Origin of the sequence: Sphingobacterium thalpophilum (genome assembly GCF_901482695.1) — a bacterium.
In the GTDB taxonomy this organism is placed as follows: domain Bacteria; phylum Bacteroidota; class Bacteroidia; order Sphingobacteriales; family Sphingobacteriaceae; genus Sphingobacterium; species Sphingobacterium thalpophilum.
Window position 1 is genome coordinate 5,121,493 of the sequence record NZ_LR590484.1, and the last position, 20,100, is coordinate 5,141,592.

The 20,100-nt window shown below is 41.6% G+C and carries 19 protein-coding genes; 11 read left to right on the forward strand and 8 right to left on the reverse strand.

Translation table 11 applies throughout. The annotated features are described in order from the left end of the window. Nucleotides 1-53 precede the first annotated feature (53 nt). The gene (locus FGL37_RS21600) at nt 54-2,309 is read right to left on the reverse strand and encodes an ATP-binding cassette domain-containing protein (RefSeq protein ID WP_028070302.1); all 2,256 of its coding nucleotides are present in this window, start codon (nt 2,307-2,309) and stop codon (nt 54-56) included. Between the two features lie 71 nt (nt 2,310-2,380). Between FGL37_RS21600 and FGL37_RS21605 the strand changes: the two genes are divergently transcribed. After that, complete coding sequence (locus FGL37_RS21605; RefSeq protein ID WP_028070301.1) at nt 2,381-2,806, forward strand: MarR family winged helix-turn-helix transcriptional regulator; 426 nt, start codon at nt 2,381-2,383, stop codon at nt 2,804-2,806. A 230-nt stretch (nt 2,807-3,036) separates the two neighbouring features. Next, nucleotides 3,037-3,618 (forward strand): hypothetical protein, encoded by a 582-nt coding sequence (locus tag FGL37_RS21610; RefSeq protein WP_028070300.1) that lies wholly within the window; start codon nt 3,037-3,039, stop codon nt 3,616-3,618. 56 nt (nt 3,619-3,674) lie between these two features. Here the strand turns inward: FGL37_RS21610 and FGL37_RS21615 are convergent, their stop codons facing one another. From FGL37_RS21615 to FGL37_RS21630, 4 genes are all read right to left on the reverse strand, one after another. Continuing rightward, nucleotides 3,675-4,256, reverse strand: coding sequence for a hypothetical protein (locus FGL37_RS21615; RefSeq protein ID WP_028070299.1), 582 nt, complete (start codon nt 4,254-4,256; stop codon nt 3,675-3,677). Nucleotides 4,257-4,607: 351 nt separating this feature from the next. Beyond that, nucleotides 4,608-5,798 (reverse strand): metallophosphoesterase, encoded by a 1,191-nt coding sequence (locus FGL37_RS21620; protein WP_028070298.1) that lies wholly within the window; start codon nt 5,796-5,798, stop codon nt 4,608-4,610. A 381-nt stretch (nt 5,799-6,179) separates the two neighbouring features. Continuing rightward, on the reverse strand, nt 6,180-6,821 hold the full coding sequence (locus tag FGL37_RS21625) for a TetR/AcrR family transcriptional regulator (RefSeq protein ID WP_037533520.1): 642 nt from the start codon (nt 6,819-6,821) through the stop codon (nt 6,180-6,182). Between the two features lie 85 nt (nt 6,822-6,906). Further along, the gene (locus FGL37_RS21630; RefSeq protein WP_028070297.1) at nt 6,907-8,181 is read right to left on the reverse strand and encodes an aminotransferase class I/II-fold pyridoxal phosphate-dependent enzyme; all 1,275 of its coding nucleotides are present in this window, start codon (nt 8,179-8,181) and stop codon (nt 6,907-6,909) included. 980 nt (nt 8,182-9,161) lie between these two features. On the opposite strand from FGL37_RS21630, the gene FGL37_RS21635 reads away from it, so the two are divergent. Continuing rightward, entirely contained in the window at nt 9,162-9,572 is a 411-nt protein-coding gene (locus FGL37_RS21635) for a DUF6157 family protein (RefSeq protein WP_028070296.1), read from the forward strand. Between the two features lie 73 nt (nt 9,573-9,645). On the opposite strand, the gene FGL37_RS21640 is transcribed toward FGL37_RS21635, so the two are convergent. Next, nucleotides 9,646-10,296, reverse strand: a complete 651-nt coding sequence (locus tag FGL37_RS21640; RefSeq protein WP_028070295.1) for a DedA family protein — start codon at nt 10,294-10,296, stop codon at nt 9,646-9,648. A 478-nt stretch (nt 10,297-10,774) separates the two neighbouring features. Here FGL37_RS21640 and FGL37_RS21645 point away from each other — a divergent pair, with 478 nt between their 5' ends. From FGL37_RS21645 to FGL37_RS21665, 5 genes are all read left to right on the forward strand, one after another. Beyond that, nucleotides 10,775-11,248, forward strand: a complete 474-nt coding sequence (locus FGL37_RS21645) for a DinB family protein (RefSeq protein ID WP_028070293.1) — start codon at nt 10,775-10,777, stop codon at nt 11,246-11,248. Between the two features lie 44 nt (nt 11,249-11,292). Then, a complete protein-coding gene (locus FGL37_RS21650) occupies nt 11,293-11,763 on the forward strand; it encodes an OsmC family protein (protein WP_171019316.1) in 471 nt (156 codons plus the stop codon). An 86-nt stretch (nt 11,764-11,849) separates the two neighbouring features. Then, nucleotides 11,850-13,085, forward strand: a complete 1,236-nt coding sequence (locus FGL37_RS21655; RefSeq protein WP_322784020.1) for a TCR/Tet family MFS transporter — start codon at nt 11,850-11,852, stop codon at nt 13,083-13,085. Between the two features lie 99 nt (nt 13,086-13,184). Further along, complete coding sequence (locus tag FGL37_RS21660) at nt 13,185-14,792, forward strand: sulfatase family protein (RefSeq protein ID WP_211253636.1); 1,608 nt, start codon at nt 13,185-13,187, stop codon at nt 14,790-14,792. A 189-nt stretch (nt 14,793-14,981) separates the two neighbouring features. Then, nucleotides 14,982-15,701 (forward strand): phosphatase PAP2 family protein, encoded by a 720-nt coding sequence (locus FGL37_RS21665; protein ID WP_051606970.1) that lies wholly within the window; start codon nt 14,982-14,984, stop codon nt 15,699-15,701. Between the two features lie 12 nt (nt 15,702-15,713). On the opposite strand, the gene FGL37_RS21670 is transcribed toward FGL37_RS21665, so the two are convergent. Both FGL37_RS21670 and FGL37_RS21675 read right to left on the reverse strand, forming a co-directional pair. Further along, on the reverse strand, nt 15,714-16,418 hold the full coding sequence (locus FGL37_RS21670) for a LytR/AlgR family response regulator transcription factor (RefSeq protein WP_028070289.1): 705 nt from the start codon (nt 16,416-16,418) through the stop codon (nt 15,714-15,716). A 17-nt stretch (nt 16,419-16,435) separates the two neighbouring features. Beyond that, a complete protein-coding gene (locus tag FGL37_RS21675; RefSeq protein ID WP_051606968.1) occupies nt 16,436-17,485 on the reverse strand; it encodes a sensor histidine kinase in 1,050 nt (349 codons plus the stop codon). 144 nt (nt 17,486-17,629) lie between these two features. Here FGL37_RS21675 and FGL37_RS21680 point away from each other — a divergent pair, with 144 nt between their 5' ends. Genes FGL37_RS21680 through FGL37_RS21690 form a run of 3 tightly spaced genes read left to right on the forward strand, consistent with a single transcriptional unit; the run spans nt 17,630 to nt 19,991 of the window. Beyond that, nucleotides 17,630-18,877: a putative DNA modification/repair radical SAM protein gene (locus tag FGL37_RS21680; RefSeq protein WP_028070288.1), complete on the forward strand. Its 1,248-nt coding sequence runs from the start codon at nt 17,630-17,632 to the stop codon at nt 18,875-18,877. Next, on the forward strand, nt 18,877-19,671 hold the full coding sequence (locus tag FGL37_RS21685) for a TIGR03915 family putative DNA repair protein (protein ID WP_028070287.1): 795 nt from the start codon (nt 18,877-18,879) through the stop codon (nt 19,669-19,671). The genes FGL37_RS21680 and FGL37_RS21685 overlap by 1 nt, the downstream gene beginning before the upstream one ends. Nucleotides 19,672-19,706: 35 nt before the next feature. Then, nucleotides 19,707-19,991 carry a hypothetical protein gene (locus FGL37_RS21690; RefSeq protein WP_028070286.1) on the forward strand — a complete coding sequence of 95 codons (285 nt, stop codon included), beginning with the start codon at nt 19,707-19,709 and terminating at the stop codon, nt 19,989-19,991. Nucleotides 19,992-20,100: the final 109 nt, after the last annotated feature.

A 20,100-nucleotide genomic window follows, 5' to 3' on the forward strand; every position in this document is an offset into this window, starting at 1 on the left:
TGGGAGTATACAACAGGAATGGCATGCGGATGCATTGTTCACGACTAAAGGCATCAGCCCTGATCCAAATGCTGCCGTAAATACTGACCGGTAATGGAGAAACCGGATTTTAGCAGGTCTATCACGGTGCCTTGATATAAGAGCTTTCCGCCATATTGACCCGCACCGGGCCCCAGATCTATAATCCAATCAGCATTGGCGATAATATCCAGGTTGTGCTCGACTACAATGAGTGTATTTTTGTTGCTCACCAACATATCGATATACACCATAAGTCTTTGTACATCAGCTGGGTGTAATCCCGCACTCGGTTCGTCGAGGACGATGATCCCGTCATGTCGGTCGATTTCACGGACCAACTTAAGGCGCTGCCTTTCTCCACCCGAGAAACTGTCCAGTCGCTGACCTAAGCTAAGGTATTCGAGACCAAGGTTACATAGTCGGCCAAAGGCAGAAGCGAAGGGCTCTGTCGGAAAAAAATCCTGCGCTTCACTGACGGTCATATTCATTACGTCGACTATATTTTTGCTGTTGTAAACATAGCCAAGTACGCTCGGCGAGAATCCTGAACCACCACAGACTTCACAGGGTTGCTCAATATCGTCCATAAAAGCCAGATCAATCCTCTCAATTCCTGCCCCTTTGCACTGTGGGCAGGCACCCTCGCTATTGCGGCTAAACAATTTTTCGGATACCTTATTTGTTCGTGCAAAAAGCTTTCGCAAGAGATCGGATAAATTGAGGTAAGTCAACAAATTTGACCGCGGCCCAGCAACGATAGATGACTGATCGATAACCTTGGTCTGTGGATAGAATACCGGCAGCAACTTGTTGATCAAAGTGCTTTTTCCCGAGCCGGCGACACCTGTGACCACGGTCATTACTTTTTGGGGAATATGTACGCGGATATCTTTAAGATTATGTAACCTTGCATGCGAAATAGTCAGGTAGCCATCACCTTTTCTCGGTAAAGAATTGATCACAGCACGTTTACTAAAATAGGTCGCTGTTTTCCCTTCTGCCCCCTTAAGTTCTGAGAATTTTCCTTGATAAATGATACTTCCACCATGTTTTCCAGACCCAGGGCCCATATCAATGATCCAGTCTGCGATCTTAATTAAATCGGGATCATGCTCAACAATGAGCACAGTATTACCTTTATCTCGAATCTGCCTGATGATAGACACGATATTCTGTATATCCCGGGGATGTAGACCGATACTTGGTTCATCAAAAATATAAAGCATCTCCGTAAGACTGCTTCCCAGGTTTCTAACCATCTTAATCCGTTGCGATTCACCTCCTGAGAGCGTATCTGTCCGCCGGTCCAAGCTCAGGTACTGTAGACCAATATCGACAATATGCTGCAGTTTCCTTTTTAATTCTTCGAGCAGTGTATGATATGAAATAGCATCAATTTCCTGAACGAACTTCAGCAGTTCATCGATTGACAGAGCAGCACAGTCTGCAATATTTTTTCCATTTATCTTGCACGAAAGCACTTCCTCATTCAAGCGCTTCCCAGCGCAGGCAGGGCAGGCTTTTTTGATGACGATGTTTTTAAGAGCATCCTTACGAACAATATTCTCTTTGGAATCTTTCTTTAGAAAGGCTTTTTCGATCCGGGGAATTAGCCCTTCGTATTTGACCGTCTTGCCCCACTCTTTGTGGGGATGCTTCGGTTTGTGTTCTTGCGCATTTAAAAGCAGCTCCCACTCGGCATCACTATAATCTCTTAACTTCTTATCATTGTCAAAATAGCCCGAAAGCGTATAACGCGTGAGACGCCAGCCGCCGGGTTGGAACGTTGGAAATGTAATGGCACCTTCGTTTAAAGACCGTCCTTTGTCCAGAAGGGTGTCGATATTAACAGTCTGGACAAAACCGAGCCCTTCACATAATGAACACATACCCAATGGATTGTTAAAAGAAAACACATTCGAATAACCAACAAAGGGTTTGCCTATCCGGGCGAAAAGAAGCCGCAGGGAACTATAGATATCGGTCGCTGTACCTACCGTAGACCGCGCACCGCCGCCCAACCTTTTTTGGTTAATGATAACTGGAACATTTAAGTTGTCTATCTTATCCACATCAGCAATCCCCACATGTTGCAGGCGAGTCCGGATAAAACTGGGCTGTGTCTCGTTAAACTGTCGCTGCGCTTCGGCGCCAATAGTTTCGAATACTAGAGAAGACTTCCCAGAACCGGATACACCTGTAAAAACAGTAATCTTCTTCTTCGGAATTTTTAAAGAAATATTCTTCAGATTATTTTGCCGGGCATTGACTATTGTTATATAATCCATTTTAGCTAACTTTACAAATGATTAACATAGTTAAATATAATACTTAACAAAGTTAAGTGTTTAATGGTTTTATGAATAAAATTGAAAAAGATTTCTATCGGGCATTCACTGACCTCCAGTGTTACATATTGGCTAATATGAACAAAGGGAACATCAACGGTGTTACAGCTACGCACTATAATATCATTGAGTACATTTATAGAAATCAGCCGGCGACAGGAAAGCAGCTTGCTACTGCCTTTAATGTCAGTCAGGCGGCGATTTCCAAACAACTTAAATTTCTTGTAGAAAAAGGTTTAATTAAACAGCAACAATCAGATACCGACCGCAGGTCTTTTCATTTAATTGTCAGTGAAACAGGCAAATTTATTATTAACAATTCTGAAGATTTTAGAGAAGGCGTCACAAAAAAAGTGTCGGGTTTCTTAACCAAAGACGAGTTAAAAATGTTCAACCTTCTCCTTGTCAAGATAACGACGGGATTGAAGAGCAAATAATAAGATAGCTATTGGGAATAATAGACGATCTGCCCTTTTGCAGAACGACAACATGTCTCACCTATCTTAGGACTACTATCCTCTGTAACTGCCAATAAGCTTCAAAACAAGCAATTAGCTTCTCCGTTAAATTAGATTCGATTCAAATTACATTTATCTGGCAAGAGGGCGATTGAAAACAAAGTTTTAGGTTTATCTTTAATCCTCCAAAGGCAAGAAGAAGATAATATATGGAAAAAATCAAAACTTTTCAACGGTATGAGCTAAATAGGATACGAAAAAATTCCAGCGATAGCGGCCTTGAATATGAAAAGTTTGGGAGATCCTCGAATATCATGGATTACTCCGACCGGGAGATAAACGAAATGATTCTTGGTGTCTATAAAGATAGTAGACATTTGAAAGTTGATGCCGGTTATTTTATTGATGTTTCCAATGTTAAAAAGGTCATCTGTATATTGGCTGATGTATCCTACTCCCGGCGTATTAAGCCCCAACGCGGTACCGCTATTAAGCTACAGGATATCCGGAACTTTTATGTGGAAGATTATTTCCTGGAAACAGCTGATAAATATGGGGATTCCGTGCGCCACAAGATTACGGGTTACTTACGAAGAATCGGGGGAATCAGCCTGGGAAAAGGACAATATAGCCACCTATATTCTGTACCGAATGACTTTAAGACGTTCTATAATGATGTTCCTATTGACCTCTTCTATCCAATTCAACATTACATCAATGGCTTATTTTTTGGAGATGATTACCATATCACATCTTTTGATCTAATCGGAAATTTTTCTATTATAGCCTAGCAGCAACAAATGGAAAGCTAGCCAACAACGTTGTGGCAGCCCTCCATTTTCGATCTTTATAAGCTAAAACCGTTCAAGAATTGCTCTAGTTCTTCTATGGGAACATTGTTTGCCGATGATATTACGGCGTAACGATCGCCCTCCACATATTGAATAGTTGTGAGCCCATCGTTTTCAAACATGCTCCAGTCAAATAACACGGGCCAGCCTTTATAGTTCTTAATCTTGGACTTGTTTTCAGGTTCCTCAAACTCCTTAAGCGCCAGATAATTCAATAGGTTGCCCTTTACCTGTTCTGAACCTGGTCCGGCGCCGTCTGTAATCATCAGATAAATATTTTGCGATCCCTTTACATAATTCGCATTGGCAAATGAACCTGTCTCCGCATCTTCAAACGCTTCAGCTTCGGTTAGCTTAAACCCATTGATTTCTTTTTTTAACTTAGCTTTGAAAGCCTCGGGGACTATAGGTTTCAGCTTCTTAAGCGCTGTCGCTAAATTTTCAACCTTTAATGAATCAGAAGCTACCTGCCCGTGCTGATAAGAAACATTTGAAAACTGACCTGCAAAGGCGATATCATTGCTCATTGCTACGGCCAAAACCACTGATAGACCTACACCTAAATAAGGAAATTTCATATTGATATAATTACTATTTACTCGAGGCTATACACAAAAAGTGCACCAAAATGATAGCTATGCAGGTATTATCAGACAAGCATTGGGCTGTAGATTTCACGCTACAATTTTATACACCTCTCTAAATTTTTTGCCACAAGGCATGACTTTTGTACTTTAAATACATGTAAACTATTAAGAAATAAAATACAACATTATGAGAAGGACACCATATACAACAACCGTAATTATACTACTAGTGGTATGTGCTATTGTGTTGATGACAACTTGTTCAGGATAATTCTGATTTTTGATATCATTTAAGCTCCTGCTTTTTGCACATGTACTATGCAGTGAGAAAAAGAATGCTGTCTACAGTTGTTGATCCGACCTCTTAAGCGTGATGACTGTGATTTCCGGCCATATGCCGATTCTTCCCTTTAATCCATGATAGCCGAACCCTCGATTAACATAGAGATATTTACCGTCCTTATGATATAAGCCGGCCCACTGTTCATAGAAATATTGGATAGGGCTCCATTTGAATCCAAATAATTCTATTCCGAATTGCATGCCGTGTGTGTGACCAGCAAATGTAAGATGTACATGAGTGTGGTGATTTAAGGTCACCTGCTCCCAATGCGAAGGATCGTGCGACATCAAGATCTTAAAGGAATCTTTCGGGAGTCTGGCGGTCGCCTTGTCGAGATCTCCGTATTGATGGAAGCCTCCCTTACCCCAATTTTCAACTCCGATTAGTGAAATACTATCTGAGCCTTTCTGGATGGTAATGGACTCATTCGTAAGCAAACGAAAGCCCATCTCATGATGGATGTCTTTTAATCGAAGGAGATTCAAGGCCTTACTATCAGCATTCTCCCATCTGACGTAATCTCCATAATCATGGTTACCCAGTACAGAGAATTTGCCAAACGGCGCTTGCAGTACCCCAAAATCCGATATCCAAGGTTCCATTTCCGACGCTTTGTTGTTTACCAGGTCGCCAGTAAACAAAACGAGATCACTTCGCTGTGCATTTACTAGATCAATTCCTCGCTTTACGGCTTTCACATTGGATAAACTGCCAGAATGGATATCGGAAAGCTGAGTTATTCTAAATCCATCAAAATCCTCCGGTAGATCTGGGAAATATAAAATTTGCTGCCGAACACGATAGAAATGACGTCCTTTAGTTAGACCAAATACAATAAGTATTAATATCAGCATGGCCCACAATAATGCCATCTCGCTGATATAGGTATTTCTTATTGGAAAGCCTCTTAGAACCCGCACGGCATCCTCTGCCAGTAGGACCGGCAGCGCTAGTAGCTTGGGGATAAATACTGTTAAAAAAGAACTGATGAGTACACCTGCCATATGTTGTACATCATGGCCGGAACGCCGTAGAAAAATGACTATAAAAACGCCTCCAACCAGTAATAAATCCACCCACCAATAAATTGAATGTATCACTTGGGAACGAAAAACCGTACTCACTGCCTGAAAAAAATAAATATCTCCAAGCATAAACACCAACAGAATCAAAAATAATTTCTTTACCATGCTACAATCGTTATGATAACACGGGCCAATGAGATGCCAAAAGACATTAGTGGTTTCTTAAAAAGATACCGCAGGCAATATAGTGATTCTGATATGACAATGCAGTGGCTAATATCCAGTGCCTGCAAAAGAAATTGACAATTTGGCACATATCATAGGCATAAAATACCAGACAATGCGGATGTAAAATGATGAATATTAAGCAAAAATTCAGAAAGTTCAATCCGGCTATAACCTTCTGGAGTAACTAGCATGGCGATGTCAACCTGTTGCGCATCGAGACCTGTAACCCGCACCGGCCAAGCTCCATCAATAAGCGATCGCCCTTCAGGATTCACTCCAATCTCTAAACTACTCCCTCCCTGACATAGCTAAGTATACTTATTCCTGCGTCGATTTTTCTGCATACGCCCATGACAAAATGGTTTTCACTGCTTTACGGATTCTGTCGAGCCCCTCTGCATTGAGCTCAATTTCACAGAACGTGCTGTCTGTATTAATCGAATGCAGCACTAAATAGTAAATTCCGGCTGTCAAAATACTGCTTATCGCCCTTAGGTCAACGTCCCGACCTTCTAATTCCCGGTCAGCAAAAGCAAAAAATAATGCGCTCATCTTTTCACGTTCCCTTGTGATCTGAGACATAATTTCCGATTTTTCACTGATCTGCCATAGTACGGCCTTTTGCATTTCCTGATTTTCTAAAAAGCTGTCCATTTGATTCAACAACAAAGATTCGAGAAATCCTTTAGATCCAACTGTAGGTGCCGAACCAAAATACTCCACAGCACCCAAAGTCGCCGCCACCCAATAATCTTTGCTTCGGATATAGGTTTCGACAAGGTTATCAACCGACCCAAAATAAAGTGAAATGAGCTTCCTGTCAACACCGGCAACCTTGGAAATATTGGCAATGGTCAGACCCGTATATCCTTTTTCTTTCAGAACTTCACCGACAGACAAAATCAATTTGTTCATGGTGCGTTCTTTGTCGTTCTTCTCTCCTTTATAAGTTTTACGCATGTGTTTATTGCTTATAGACTGATCTGATTCCTAAGACGAAGGAATCAGACCAATATAATAAAATAATAAAGATTATATCATATGTTTAGCGAGACTTCTTCAAGCTCACTTTCTTACTTATATCCTCAAGCACATTCAAAACTTTATCCAAATGTTCCCTTGTATGTGTAGCCATCAGGCTTGTCCGTATACGGGCATCTTTTTTTGCAACTCCCGGATAGACAATACAATTTGCATATACCCCGCTCTGCAGCAGCATCCGCGACACTTGTGCAGTGCGGATTGGATCTCCTATTTTAATAGGTATTATCGGCGAATCTGAGGTTCCGATATCTGCTCCCAACGACAAAAGCCCTGATTTAAAATACGCCACATTGTCAGCAAGCTGTTTTCGCCAATGAGGTTCCTCATCAATCAGATCTATCGCTTTCAGGAGACCAAAACTGGCTGGCGTAGAAGTCGAGGAAAACACTTGCTGTCGAGACTGATAACGTAGATAATTAATGATTTCAGGTGTAGAAATGATAAAGCCGCCGATATGACCAAAGGCCTTGCTCAGGGTGCCCGCAATGATATCCACTTTATCCAGCAGATTATAGAGTTCAATGGCCCCACGCCCGTTTTCACCCACGACACCTATTCCATGAGCATCATCGACCATTAGATAGGCGCCATACTTGCGGGTCAATTCATGTATTTCATCCATACGTGCGATATCGCCATTTTGGGAGTATACACCATCGATAATCACTAGCCGCGTTCTAAATTTATTACTAGCCTCTGCTAGAGCACGCTCCAAATGGATCATACTATTATGGGGAAACCGCTTAACATTCGTGTTCAGAAGCCCCTCATATACACTAGCATGTACTTCCATGTCCACAATAGCGCAGTCCTCCTGCTTCAATAAACTTAGGAGACTAGAGCTATTCGCTGTATAACCGGTCGTAAAAACGAGACTTGAACCTTCGGGGCGATTGAAAAACTTGCAGAGCTTTTGTTCCAGTGCAACGTGATACGCATGATGTCCTCCAATTAATGGTGATGCCCCCGCTCCGGTGCCATACTGCTCAATCCCCGCTATAGCTGCAGCCTTTACTTTCGGGTGTTGCGAAAAATTGAGATAATCGTTCGAGACCATACTGATGCACTCTGTGGGTTTAGAGAGAAATGGAGAACTAACAATGGTCGTCGGTCCGCAACCTTGCGTAACAAACCGAAAATTAAGATGCTCATTTTCCTTCATGTAGCCAATGTACTCATCGAAGTATCTGGCGGTATCCATCATATCCAGATCAGCAATATTCTCAAATTCCTTGAAACTTGCTTTAGCGAAATCAATGTGCGATATCATGTTCATAGATTAGTTTTTTAGGTATTAATAACAATACCCTAAATATAACTCAAAAACACACAATTTATAAGCGTAATTGCTCTCCTACGGGAAAATTTTTACAAGATATTTACAAGACTAAGACGAAAGCCGGACAAGTGATTAGATCCTTTTCATCAATTACAACAACATTTTTGAAATAGCATCCAACAAAAAAAAACAGTGGATGGCCCCTACAGCCATCCCTGTTAATTTATACACCTATCTACCAGTATACTTATCATAATAACATCCGGCTACTTAACTAACGACCAAGTATCCACCTCATTCGGGTTGCGCATTTCAAACCAAACAAGTAAACGTCTAATGACACACAAAGATATACAATTAAATTTTCCCTCCAATGTTAAAATTAAAAAAATATCAAAAATATGACCGTAATGAGCATCGGTAAGCTAACTTACTAATCTCCATAAAATTGCATTCTTTAGTTTAGTAGCGCGCTTTTTTTGTTACCAAAACAATAACCATACTTTATCAGCCCAGCAGCTGCAGACACATTTTCCTTAAACCAAGAAAATTCAAACAAACACCGCACTGTTTAAGAAATTAATTTTCCCTACCGAAGGAATATTATGATTTATTATTATAACCACGGACAAATGACATGTCAAAATAACTTTTTGTTACGACCTTTGCTATATACTTTAACTTAGCAACAAAATTTAAATCTAAGCCACAAGGTCAAAAAAAACAAAATGGCTACTAATCTGTTGATTTGCAGCCATTTATGATAGGTATACTGTAGGGTGTATTGTAATAATGCTGTAAATCTAAAAAAAATAAAGCAAAAGGTTTCTTTTTCGTTGAAAAAAAATATTTAAAACACAAAATACCCTTTATAAAAGCCGACTGTTCATAGACTCTCAACATCCTATATTGTAAGAATTTTTAGTAACTTCAATAAAATAATGGCATTAATCTCAATTTCAATAAACTGAGCAAATATGAAAGTTTACTCAACTAATTACTATAATACATTTATAGAAGTAGCTGACGACTGCGCAGCAACCAGAGGAACAATTCCTCCAGCTAAAGAAAAGAAAACAATTGCATGCCTTCAATATGAAATCCTCACAAAGTCTCCTTATAGCCTAACCTCTGACGACCTTCTATTTCAACTTTATGCAGATCGTAATGCGCTACCGGCCGAACGCTACGCAGAAGCCCGGACACTATTTTTTTCTAAAGGACAGCCCTGCCTGCGTACTTCTCCACTGACTAAAAAATACGGTTTCGGAATCCATTGTAATAACGAAGGAAAGTTAGCACTCTATGGTGTGGAAACGGATGAGTACCGTTCCTTGGTGAAGAATAAAGATATAGTAAAAGTAAGAGCCACGCGATCTAACAAGTAAGTTGTTAGATCGCTATGATGCCACTCCCAATGCGTATATATTGTAAAAGAATGGCCAATAAACCTGCTACTTGTTAATGCGCGATTTTCGTTTTATTTTTTCCCGTAAAGGCTTTCACAATCACGGGCGCCGTTGCTATGAGAACAATGGCAAGAATGACCAGTTCCAAGTTCTCCTGCACCCATGGATTCTCCCCCAACAAATAACCCAAGGTCACCAGGCTTCCCGCCCAGATAATAGCGCCAAGTATATTATATAAAACAAATTTCCTGAATTCCATATCCACTATACCTGCGACTATAGGTGCAAACGTACGAACAACGGGTAGAAACCGGGCAAGGACAATGGCGCCACCGCCTCGTTTTTCATAAAATTCCTGGGCCTTCAGAATATAACTTTTTTTAAAAAACCAGCCATCTTCCATTCTCATGATTCTTCTTCCGAAAATCTTTCCACACCAATAACCAACAAAATTACCAAGAATCGCAGCGAGGGAAACCAAAAAGATCCAGTATAACAAGGTGGGCACCTGTTGCTCCGGCTCCAATGTCATATTCGAAACAATCATACCGGCAATAAATAGTATTGGATCCCCGGGAAGAAAAAAACCAATCAATATACCTGTTTCGGCAAAGATAATAAACAATAAAAGATAAAGCCCCCCGTGAGAAACAATCCAGTCCGGATTGGAGAGGTTATTTAGAAGCTCAAAAAAAATATCCATTCAGTAAATCGAAAATAAAATCAAAAGAAAGTTAACCAGCCTATCTTCATGTTAAATATACACCTATAAATTTCGTATTTTTTTGATCGTATATATTTATCAGAGTCGATCTGTTTCTAAATACGTTGCACACAGATTTTTTATAGCCAAAGTGATCCAAAATTTGATGGCGCAAGATAGAAAATCAGTCGCAATTGGCACAATTTTTTCCGACATATTTTTATTTGCAAAGTCAGTGGGCGTTCTGGCAGGTACTGCTTGATAGTCATAACTTGATACGTGCTGCTTAAGGTCCAGCCTGCTGTCTTTCTCTTTCCTACGGCATTTAGAACAAATGACGGCCAACAATTAAAGAGTTTATTGGAATAGACAAAAATAATTCAATTTATGTATACGCTCTAAGAACAATTTCCTAAATTTAGCAATCTAGATCAATAACAATTATATATGCTTTTTGACATTTTAAACCGTCAGATCCATGTCCGATCCACTTGTGCAACTCTGGTTATATAACGACTGGGCAAACGGCTTGCTCATCGCTAAAATGAAGAAAGAGGCTGAACGGCTTCCGGCTAACTGTTTACGTCTGCTGAGCCATATCATGAACGCTCAGCTGATCTGGCTTTACCGGCTTAATTCACAGCCTTCACCTGTGGGTGTCTGGGATGAGCACAGCCTGGTGAAATGTGAACATTATCATCAATTGGCTTCAACGGGTTTGGGCATTAAAATCAAAGAATATAATACTCGTGCTTCAGAGGTCGTTAGCTACCAGAATACCAAACATGAGCATTTCCAGAATCTGTACGGAGACCTGTTGCTGCATGTTTTAAACCACGGCACCTATCACCGCGCGCAGATTGCAACAGAAATGAGAAATAATGGAATAGAACCGATCAACACGGATTATATCAGTTTTGTACGAAACAGAGAACGTCCAAGACTAACTTAACGGGACAGTCAATAAATAACATCACAATTGATTTTAATTAACAAATGATATTTAAACATGTTTTCAGAGCCCGTCTCGACTGGTCCAAGGACAGCCCGCCACTATCCTCCTCCTCAGGCATTTATAGCAAAAACCACAGAATATCGATTCAGGACAAAGTAGATTTACACGTTTCTGCTGCCAAAGCCTTTAAAGGTGACCCTGCACTTTACAATCCGGAAGATCTTTTGCTTAGTAGTCTCGTTTCCTGCCATATGATGTCGTATCATTATGTTTGTTCGAAACACCATATTGAACTGGTATCCTATACCGATGAGGCTGAAGCTACCCTGGAAACCCATACGGACGGGAGTGGCCGTTTTATAAAAGTCACCTTAAATCCTCATGTTTGTGTAACCGATCCCAACAAAATTCAGTTGGCACTTGCTTTACATGCCGAAGCCAGCAAACTTTGTTTTATTGCAAACTCCTGCAATTTTCCTATTATACACAATCCTACATGCACATCCATCTGAAGGTGCAGACATACGAGCGTATCGACCGAAAATTAAGCTTGTAAATTTTCGGCGGATTTTTTCGGGATTTGTCTTATTTTTAGGGCATGATGGAAAATTCAAAAAAGAAAGCGGCTATTGGCTTTATATTTATCACCTTGCTCATTGATATTACTGGATGGGGCATTATTATTCCCGTGGTCCCCAAACTCATCGAGGAATTGATCCATAGTGATGTCAGTGAAGCTGCTAAATATGGCGGCTGGCTCGGTTTTGCTTATGCGTTCACCCAGTTTATATTTTCACCCGTTGTAGGTAATTTGAGTGATAAGTATGGACGTCGGCCTATTATCCTGATTTCGCTCTTCGGTTTTGCCGTGGACTATATTTTTCTTGCATTGGCTCCTTCAATCGGCTGGTTGTTTTTGGGACGCGTTATCGCTGGACTGACAGGCGCGAGTTTTACTACAGCAAGTGCCTACATAGCCGATATCTCAACCGACGAAGACCGCGCCAAAAACTTTGGGCTCATTGGAGCAGCTTTCGGACTCGGCTTCATCATAGGACCAGTAATTGGCGGTCTATTGGGACATTACGGCGCACGAGTGCCTTTTTATGCCGCTGCGGGATTGTGTTTGCTGAACTTTCTTTATGGTTATTTCATCTTACCCGAAAGTTTGGATAAGAGCAAAAGACGAACATTCGACTGGAGACGAGCAAACCCAGTCGGATCATTCAAATTCCTCGGAAAGCATCCTGAAATATCGGGTTTGATCATTGCGTTGATTCTGATTTATATTGCTGGTCATGCGGTGCAGAGTAATTGGAACTTCTTTACCATGTATGAGTTCAATTGGAGCGAGCGGATGGTCGGAATCTCTTTGGGCGTAATCGGTCTTCTGATTGGATTGGTTCAAGGGGTGCTGATTCGATGGACAACACCCAAGCTGGGGGAACAGAAGAGTATCTATTATGGTTTGACCTTCTATGCGCTCGGACTCCTCTTATTTGCTTTTGCTAACCAAGGTTGGATGATGTTTGTATTTCTCATCCCTTACTGTCTGGGAGGCATCTGTGGTCCTGCGCTCCAATCTGTCATCACTAAAAATGTACCATCGAACGAACAGGGTGAGCTTCAGGGGGCATTAACCAGTCTAATGAGCGCGACATCCATCATCGGCCCGCCGATGATGACGAACCTTTTTTATTATTTTACCCATGACAAGGCGCCTTTCAAATTTTCGGGAGCACCGTTCTTCCTTGCTTTTGTCTTAATGACACTGAGCGTAATCATCGTCTATTCAGCGTTTCAGCGGAAGGCGAAGCAGCAAATTGGGGGGTAAGCAGAAATGATTTAAAACGTCCTATTGAATATCCTAACAGTCGACAACGGCTATATAGGTCTCAAACAATTAGGACGCATAACAGAACGAAACTACGTTATGATGAAAATATTGAAGATTACCTTACTGGCGTTAGTCGGATTGATGCCAGCGATTACAAATGCCCAAAAAACAGGCAAAACTAAACGTCCCAATATTGTCTATATCATGAGCGACGACCATGGGTATCAAGCGGTTAGTGCTTACGGATTTGGATTGAACCATACACCGCATATTGATCGTCTTGCCAAAGAAGGAGTCATATTTACACGAGCCTCTGTGACCAACTCTTTATGTGCGCCTAGTCGTGCTGTGTTATTGACAGGCAAGCATAGCTACATCAACGGCAAAATAGACAATGAAGCAAAATTTGACTGGAATCAAGATAACTTTGCCAAAATCCTTCAAAAAAACGGCTATCAAACCGCATTAATTGGCAAAATCCATATGGACGGTCTGCCACAGGGCTTCGATCATTCTGCAGTTTTGATTGATCAGGGCGAATACTACAATCCGAATTTTATCGTCAATGGTGTCAAAAAACAGATCCAAGGCTATGTGACTGACCTGACCACGGATATGACATTGGACTGGATAGCCAAACGCGATACGAGCAGACCGTTCTGTGTACTATATCATCAAAAGGCACCCCATCGAGAATGGCTTCCTGCACTCCGGCACTTAAAAGAATATACATCCCGGACCTATAAAGAGCCTCAAAATCTATTCGACAATTACGAAGGAAGAGGCACAGCAGCAAAAACTGCTGAAATGAACATTCTAAAACACATGAACTGGGCCGGAGACAGCAAGGTTCCACCGGCAATGATGGACGAGCTCGGCATTAAAGAATATCTCAGCTGGGATAAAGCTGCCTTCAATGGAAATCTAGGTCGCATGACAAGTGCTGAGCGGGCCGCCTGGGACAAGGTCTATGATCCGATCATGGCAGATTTTAAAAGCCGATACGCTGGCATGTCCTCGACAGATCTCATGCGTTGGCGTTATCAGCGATATATGCAAGATTATCTGGGAACGGTCGCTGCTGTAGATGAAGGTGTAGGAAGATTACTTGATTTCCTGAAAGCTAATAACCTGGACGATAACACCATAGTGATTTATACATCCGACCAAGGCTTCTACCTTGGCGAACACGGTTGGTTTGACAAGCGATTTATGTACGAAGAATCCTTGCGAACTCCCCTCCTAATCCGCTATCCGGGAGAAATAAAAGCAGGACAGTCATCAAATGCCCTCGTCCAGAATCTGGACTTTGCTCCGACGCTATTGGACTACGCAGGCGTCGAAATTCCGAAGGACATGCAAGGCAAGTCATTCAGGAACTTATTAAACGGGAAGGAACAAAAATGGCGGGAAGCGGTATATTACACCTACTACGAGTATCCTTCCATCCACATGGTAAAGCGACATTACGGAATCAGGACAGAACGCTATAAATTGATGCACTTCTATTACGATGTGGACGAATGGGAATTGTATGACCTTGAGAACGACCCACAGGAGATGATAAACGTCTATAATGATCCAGCCTATAGCAAGGTACGCAAAGAGATGCACCAAAAACTTGAAGCAGCACGTACATATTACAAAGACTCGGACGAAAACAACAATCGTTACCTGCCAACTGCCAAGAAAAGAAATCTTTAGCCGTTTTTAATATATTCGTATCCAGACTCCATGTTACCTTACGATAGCATGGAGTCTGTGTTTTCAGTTTTCGATCTTATTATTCCGCTGACGGACCAGATACTCCCACTGATCACCGAAAGCCGGTCTTTGATCAAACAACTTTTGCACTGATAGACGTTAGGGGCATCTTTGCCACAAAAAAATATCATGGCAAAAACAAACAACTATCTGATTCTGGCAATACTTATCTTACTGTTCCGCATACCACTTCATGCTAACCCTCAAGACTCTACCAGCACCTGTGACAATAGGCAGAAACCTCTCGCGGCCATTGTCTCCACAGGCATGCTTGGATACGGACTTTCCGCTCTAGTCATCCACCCACTAAGACAGATCGACATAACAACAAAAGAAATAGCAAACAGATTCTATCCGCGACGGACATATATGGATGACTTGATCCAATATACTCCAGCATTGGCTGTGTTTGCACTTGACCTCACAGGCCTAAAAGCAAAGCACACGATACCGCATCGTCTGACAGTTCTATTTACTGCGGCTGCACTAACTGCTTCCACCACACACATCCTAAAAAATAGTACAGCGATATGGAGGCCTGATCGCTCCAACCGGAAGTCGTTTCCGTCGGGACATACAGCGACGGCTTTTATGGGCGCACATATTCTTTTCAAAGAATATAGGCATCAGAATATCTGGATCGCTTCGTCGGGTTATGTCGTAGCAGGAACCACAGGTTTATTGCGCATCTTAAATAACAAACATTGGCTAAGCGATGTTTTGGCCGGAGCCGGAATCGGAATCCTTTCAACTGAACTGGCTTATCTGATGACACCAAAAATAAAAAAAATAATAAAACCGGATCTGTCTGGCGATCACCCTATGCTAAAAGCCACTTTTAGTTTTTAAGTGGTAGAAATACTAGAGTGATACGATTCGCTTCAGGAAATCCTCCCGGCGATGTTTGGATAGGGGCAGTTCATGTCCTGATATAAAAATTCTGTTTCCTTTAATGCTACTGATATACGCAATATTGATTAAATACGACTTGTGGATTCTATAGAATTGTTGCCCATTTAGCTTTTCGCTCATCGAGACCATGGTCTGATGAGCGATATATATTGTGCTATCTGTATATATTTTGATGTAGTTCTGCATTGCTTCTATGAACAAAATATCGTCCAAATTAACTTTCACCAATGCATCATTATGCCGGACGTATAGGTCAGTTACTCGTCGTTCCCTCTCAACAGGGCTTGTTTTTTTGCGTGAATGCGCCTTTTCTATCGCCGCCAAGAGCCGTGGTAAACCAATTGGTTTCAATAGATAGTCAACCACATTAAGACGATACCCTTCTAAGGCATATTCCGAATACGCAGTCGTCAATATCACCAAAGGTGGCGACAGTATACTTTCTAACCATTCCAGTCCGCTGATATCAGGCATGTTGATATCCAGAAAAACAAGATCAATCTGATGCTGTTTCAATTTTTCACTAGCTTCAAACGCTGAAAAACACATATCCACAACGCTAACATCAGCTATTTTGCCCAAATAATATTTCATTCCTTGAGCCGCCAGGGGCTCATCATCGACAATCAGACAAGATAGTGGTTTTTTATTCATCAATTTGTGTATTTTGGTTATCTATAAATTACGAGCAATGCGCTATAATCAGTCTCTGTCTCCTTTATTTCAAGCAAAAATCGATCTGGGTAGATTAAATTCAGTCGTTTTCGAAGATTAATCAGGCCAAGTCCGGACTGTAGTTCATGTCTGTCGGCTCTATTTTTTTCGGATCGGGAATTTTTTGTATAAAAATATATATCCTCGGCTTCCTGCCACAACCTTACCTCTACTTTTCCCAGCTCTGTAGATGGCTTGAAAACATGTTTAAAGCTATTTTCCAACAAAATAAAAAAGAGATGGGGCGCAATGTCCCCCTGCGGGTTCACAATTTGCCAAAAACAATCTACCGTAAGCCTATTATCCCAGCGAATGCACTCTATAGCAACATAGTCTTTTAGAAAAGCGATTTCTACATGGAGATCGATCCGCTCTTTATTGCCTTCGTAAAGTTGATAACGCAACACATCAGCATATCTTAACAATAACATAGACGCCCTTTCCTTATCCGTCTGCATCAATATATGGATATGATTCAGTATATTGAAGGTAAAATGCGGGTTGATCTGAGCCTGCAGCCCGACCAGCTGACTTTCAATCAGATCCCTCTGTAAGTGGCTATGCTGCTCCGATAACTTCGAATGGGCATACAAAAATCTCAATCCGCCAAATCCGAGATTCAACAATAAGGCTACGGGCACAAAACTAGCTACCGAAATGCTAAATTTATCCGGTGTTCCTTCCGGAATCTGCGCGATGATTCCTCTATTTCCAAGAAGAAATAGCAGCTCATCGCAACAATATAGCAGAACCGCCTGCAGCAAGGATAGACTCACCAAAATGATGACAAAAATATAGCCTCGATTACGCACAATTGTCTTCGGCAGAAAGTAATGACATAGTACAAAAGTAGTAGCGATCAACACACCCAGCGGCATGCCTAAAAAAACAATTTTTGAAAATAAATCATTTGGATGATAATCGCTTACGCCCCATATAACAGCACAAATAATGAACCATACTAAAAAAAACAAGACATTAAACTGTTTGCCTACCAACCATTTCATACTCCTAAAGTAACAAAATTTAAGGAGTAGTTATGAAAACAAACTTTGAAGCTCGCTTTTAATCAGTACCGAACATCGTCATTACTAAAGCCAAACACTTGATACTACTAATAATATTAGTATATTTGAACTAAAATATTTAGCATGGATAGATTGGAAGAAAAATTGCGTATCCTCGCCGATGCTGCAAAATATGATGTGAGCTGTAGTTCTTCAGGATCGACACGAAAAAACAAGGGCGGTGTCGGTGACGCATCTTATTCGGGTATATGCCATAGTTATACAGAGGATGGACGTTGTGTATCCTTACTCAAAATACTATTGACCAACCATTGTATCTATGACTGCGCTTTCTGTGTCAGCCGGCGGAGCAACGATGTGCAGCGCGCTGCATTTACAGTGGATGAGGTGGTCTCGTTGACCATGAATTTTTACCGCAGAAACTTTATTGAAGGTCTTTTTCTAAGTTCAGGCATTTTCAAAAATGCCGACTATACAATGGAAAGGCTACTGAGCATCGTAAAAAAGCTCCGTAATGAACAACGTTACAATGGCTACATCCATCTCAAAACCATTCCGGGTGCCAACGAGCAACTTATCCAGGAGGCCGGATTATATGTCGACCGCATGAGCATCAACCTCGAGTTACCCACAGAGGCTGGATTGAAATTGATGGCTCCGGAAAAAGACCATGAATCCGTAAAGAAACCGCTCGAATTTGTCAACAGCAAGTTGATACAGTATCGCGAGGAAAAGAAACTCATCAAGAGCGTACCTTCATTTGTCCCCGCTGGACAGAGTACACAGATGGTAATCGGTGCTACACCTGAAAACGACTATGAAATTATGCAGGTTGCTGCTAATTTTTACAAACACTACCAACTAAAGCGTGTTTACTACTCGGGCTATGTTCCGATTTCCAACAACCACTCTATACTGCCACAAATCGGAACACCTCCTCCCTTAGTGCGAGAAAATAGACTTTATCAGACGGATTGGCTGATGCGTTTTTATGGTTTTGACATTCAGGAGATTTTGCATCCCGGACATACAGACCTAGAACTTGATATCGATCCTAAGCTAAGCTGGGCACTGCGAAATCCGCAGCTATTTCCGGTAGATATCAATACTGCCGACTACCGAATGATTATCCGTATTCCGGGAATAGGCCGGCAGTCTGCATCGAAAATCATTCAGGCGCGCAAATTTGGCCGACTGCATGAGTATCAGGTAAAAAAAATGGGGATTGCTTTTCATCGGGCCCGGCACTTTATGACCTGTGCAGACTCCGCCATCGGTCTGGGCTATCCAGACATGCAAAAGGTCCGCCAACAGATCGTAGGCCGGCCCAGCGGTAAAACAACGTTTTCTTCACAATTAACACTCTTCTAATGGTATATATCTACGACGCTACTTTCAAAGGGCTCCTTACTGCTACGTTCACCGCCTTCGAATACAGAGAATTTATGGTTAAACTAATAACCAATAGAGGCCAGCAGGAACAATTGTTTGGTTCGCGAAGGGAGATACAGTCAGATAGCGAAAAAGCAGCACGCGTATATCGAGGCCTGACTAAACAGCTTACTCCCAAAATAGCGGCAGATTTTTGGCGGGCCTTTCTATGCGAAAATCCGAAAGTTAGCCAGACTATCTTTGACCTGATCATTTCTATTTTCCGGGGCGCCGGCGATATCCTTCATAACTTTGGAGATGAGAAGGTACTCCAATTTAATCAGGCACTACAAAAGGTAAACCGCGAACGTCATCGGATGAAGGCATTCATTCGGTTTCAGAAAAGCTCAAACAGCCATTACGTAGCTGTAATCGAACCTGACTTTAATGTCCTTCCCCTAATCATAGATTTTTTTAGACAGCGTTATGCAGATCAGGTATGGCTTATTTATGACAAGAAAAGACGTTATGGCATCTACTATAATCTGCAAACCGTCACAGAAGTCACGCTGGATGTGCAAGAGACCAAAACGCTGCAAAAATCTTCGGAAAGTATTTTTGTTGATCCGCAAGATGCAAATTACGAAAATTTATGGTGCAGCTATTTTGAAAGCACTAATATCGAGGCCAGAAAAAACCTCAGCTTACATATAAAACATGTGCCTAAACGTTATTGGAGATATCTCCCCGAAAAAAGAAAGTCCTTATTCGTTAAAGGCAATAACAAAACATAAATACAACAAATTGGCCGTTTCTATGTTCTAAGGATATGGAAAGACATTATTTGAAAGGAAACACGATTTCTACCGGCCATAGCGACCCTAAAGGTAGAAACAGCAGGCAATATGTAGTCAGTGAAATTACTCTTAATGGGCAGCTTGTTGGCGTCGGCATATATTATGATGGTTCGGACGAACTTCGGGCAGCGGTCGTAGCAAACGAACAGGGCCAAGGCGTAGAAATCCGGAATTTGCATGATGAGCATTACCCTGAGGCGCAGTCAGACGACGACCTCGCCACACTATGGCCGCTCTATGAAAAACTGGTCAGATAGTCAGTACCACTCTTTACTCTGCGTTGTATTGCTTTTTGGCAATCATTGGAAGCTCAAATATTACCGTACTATGTTTTCATATATGCTGGACGCTGCGGATCATAGCGTC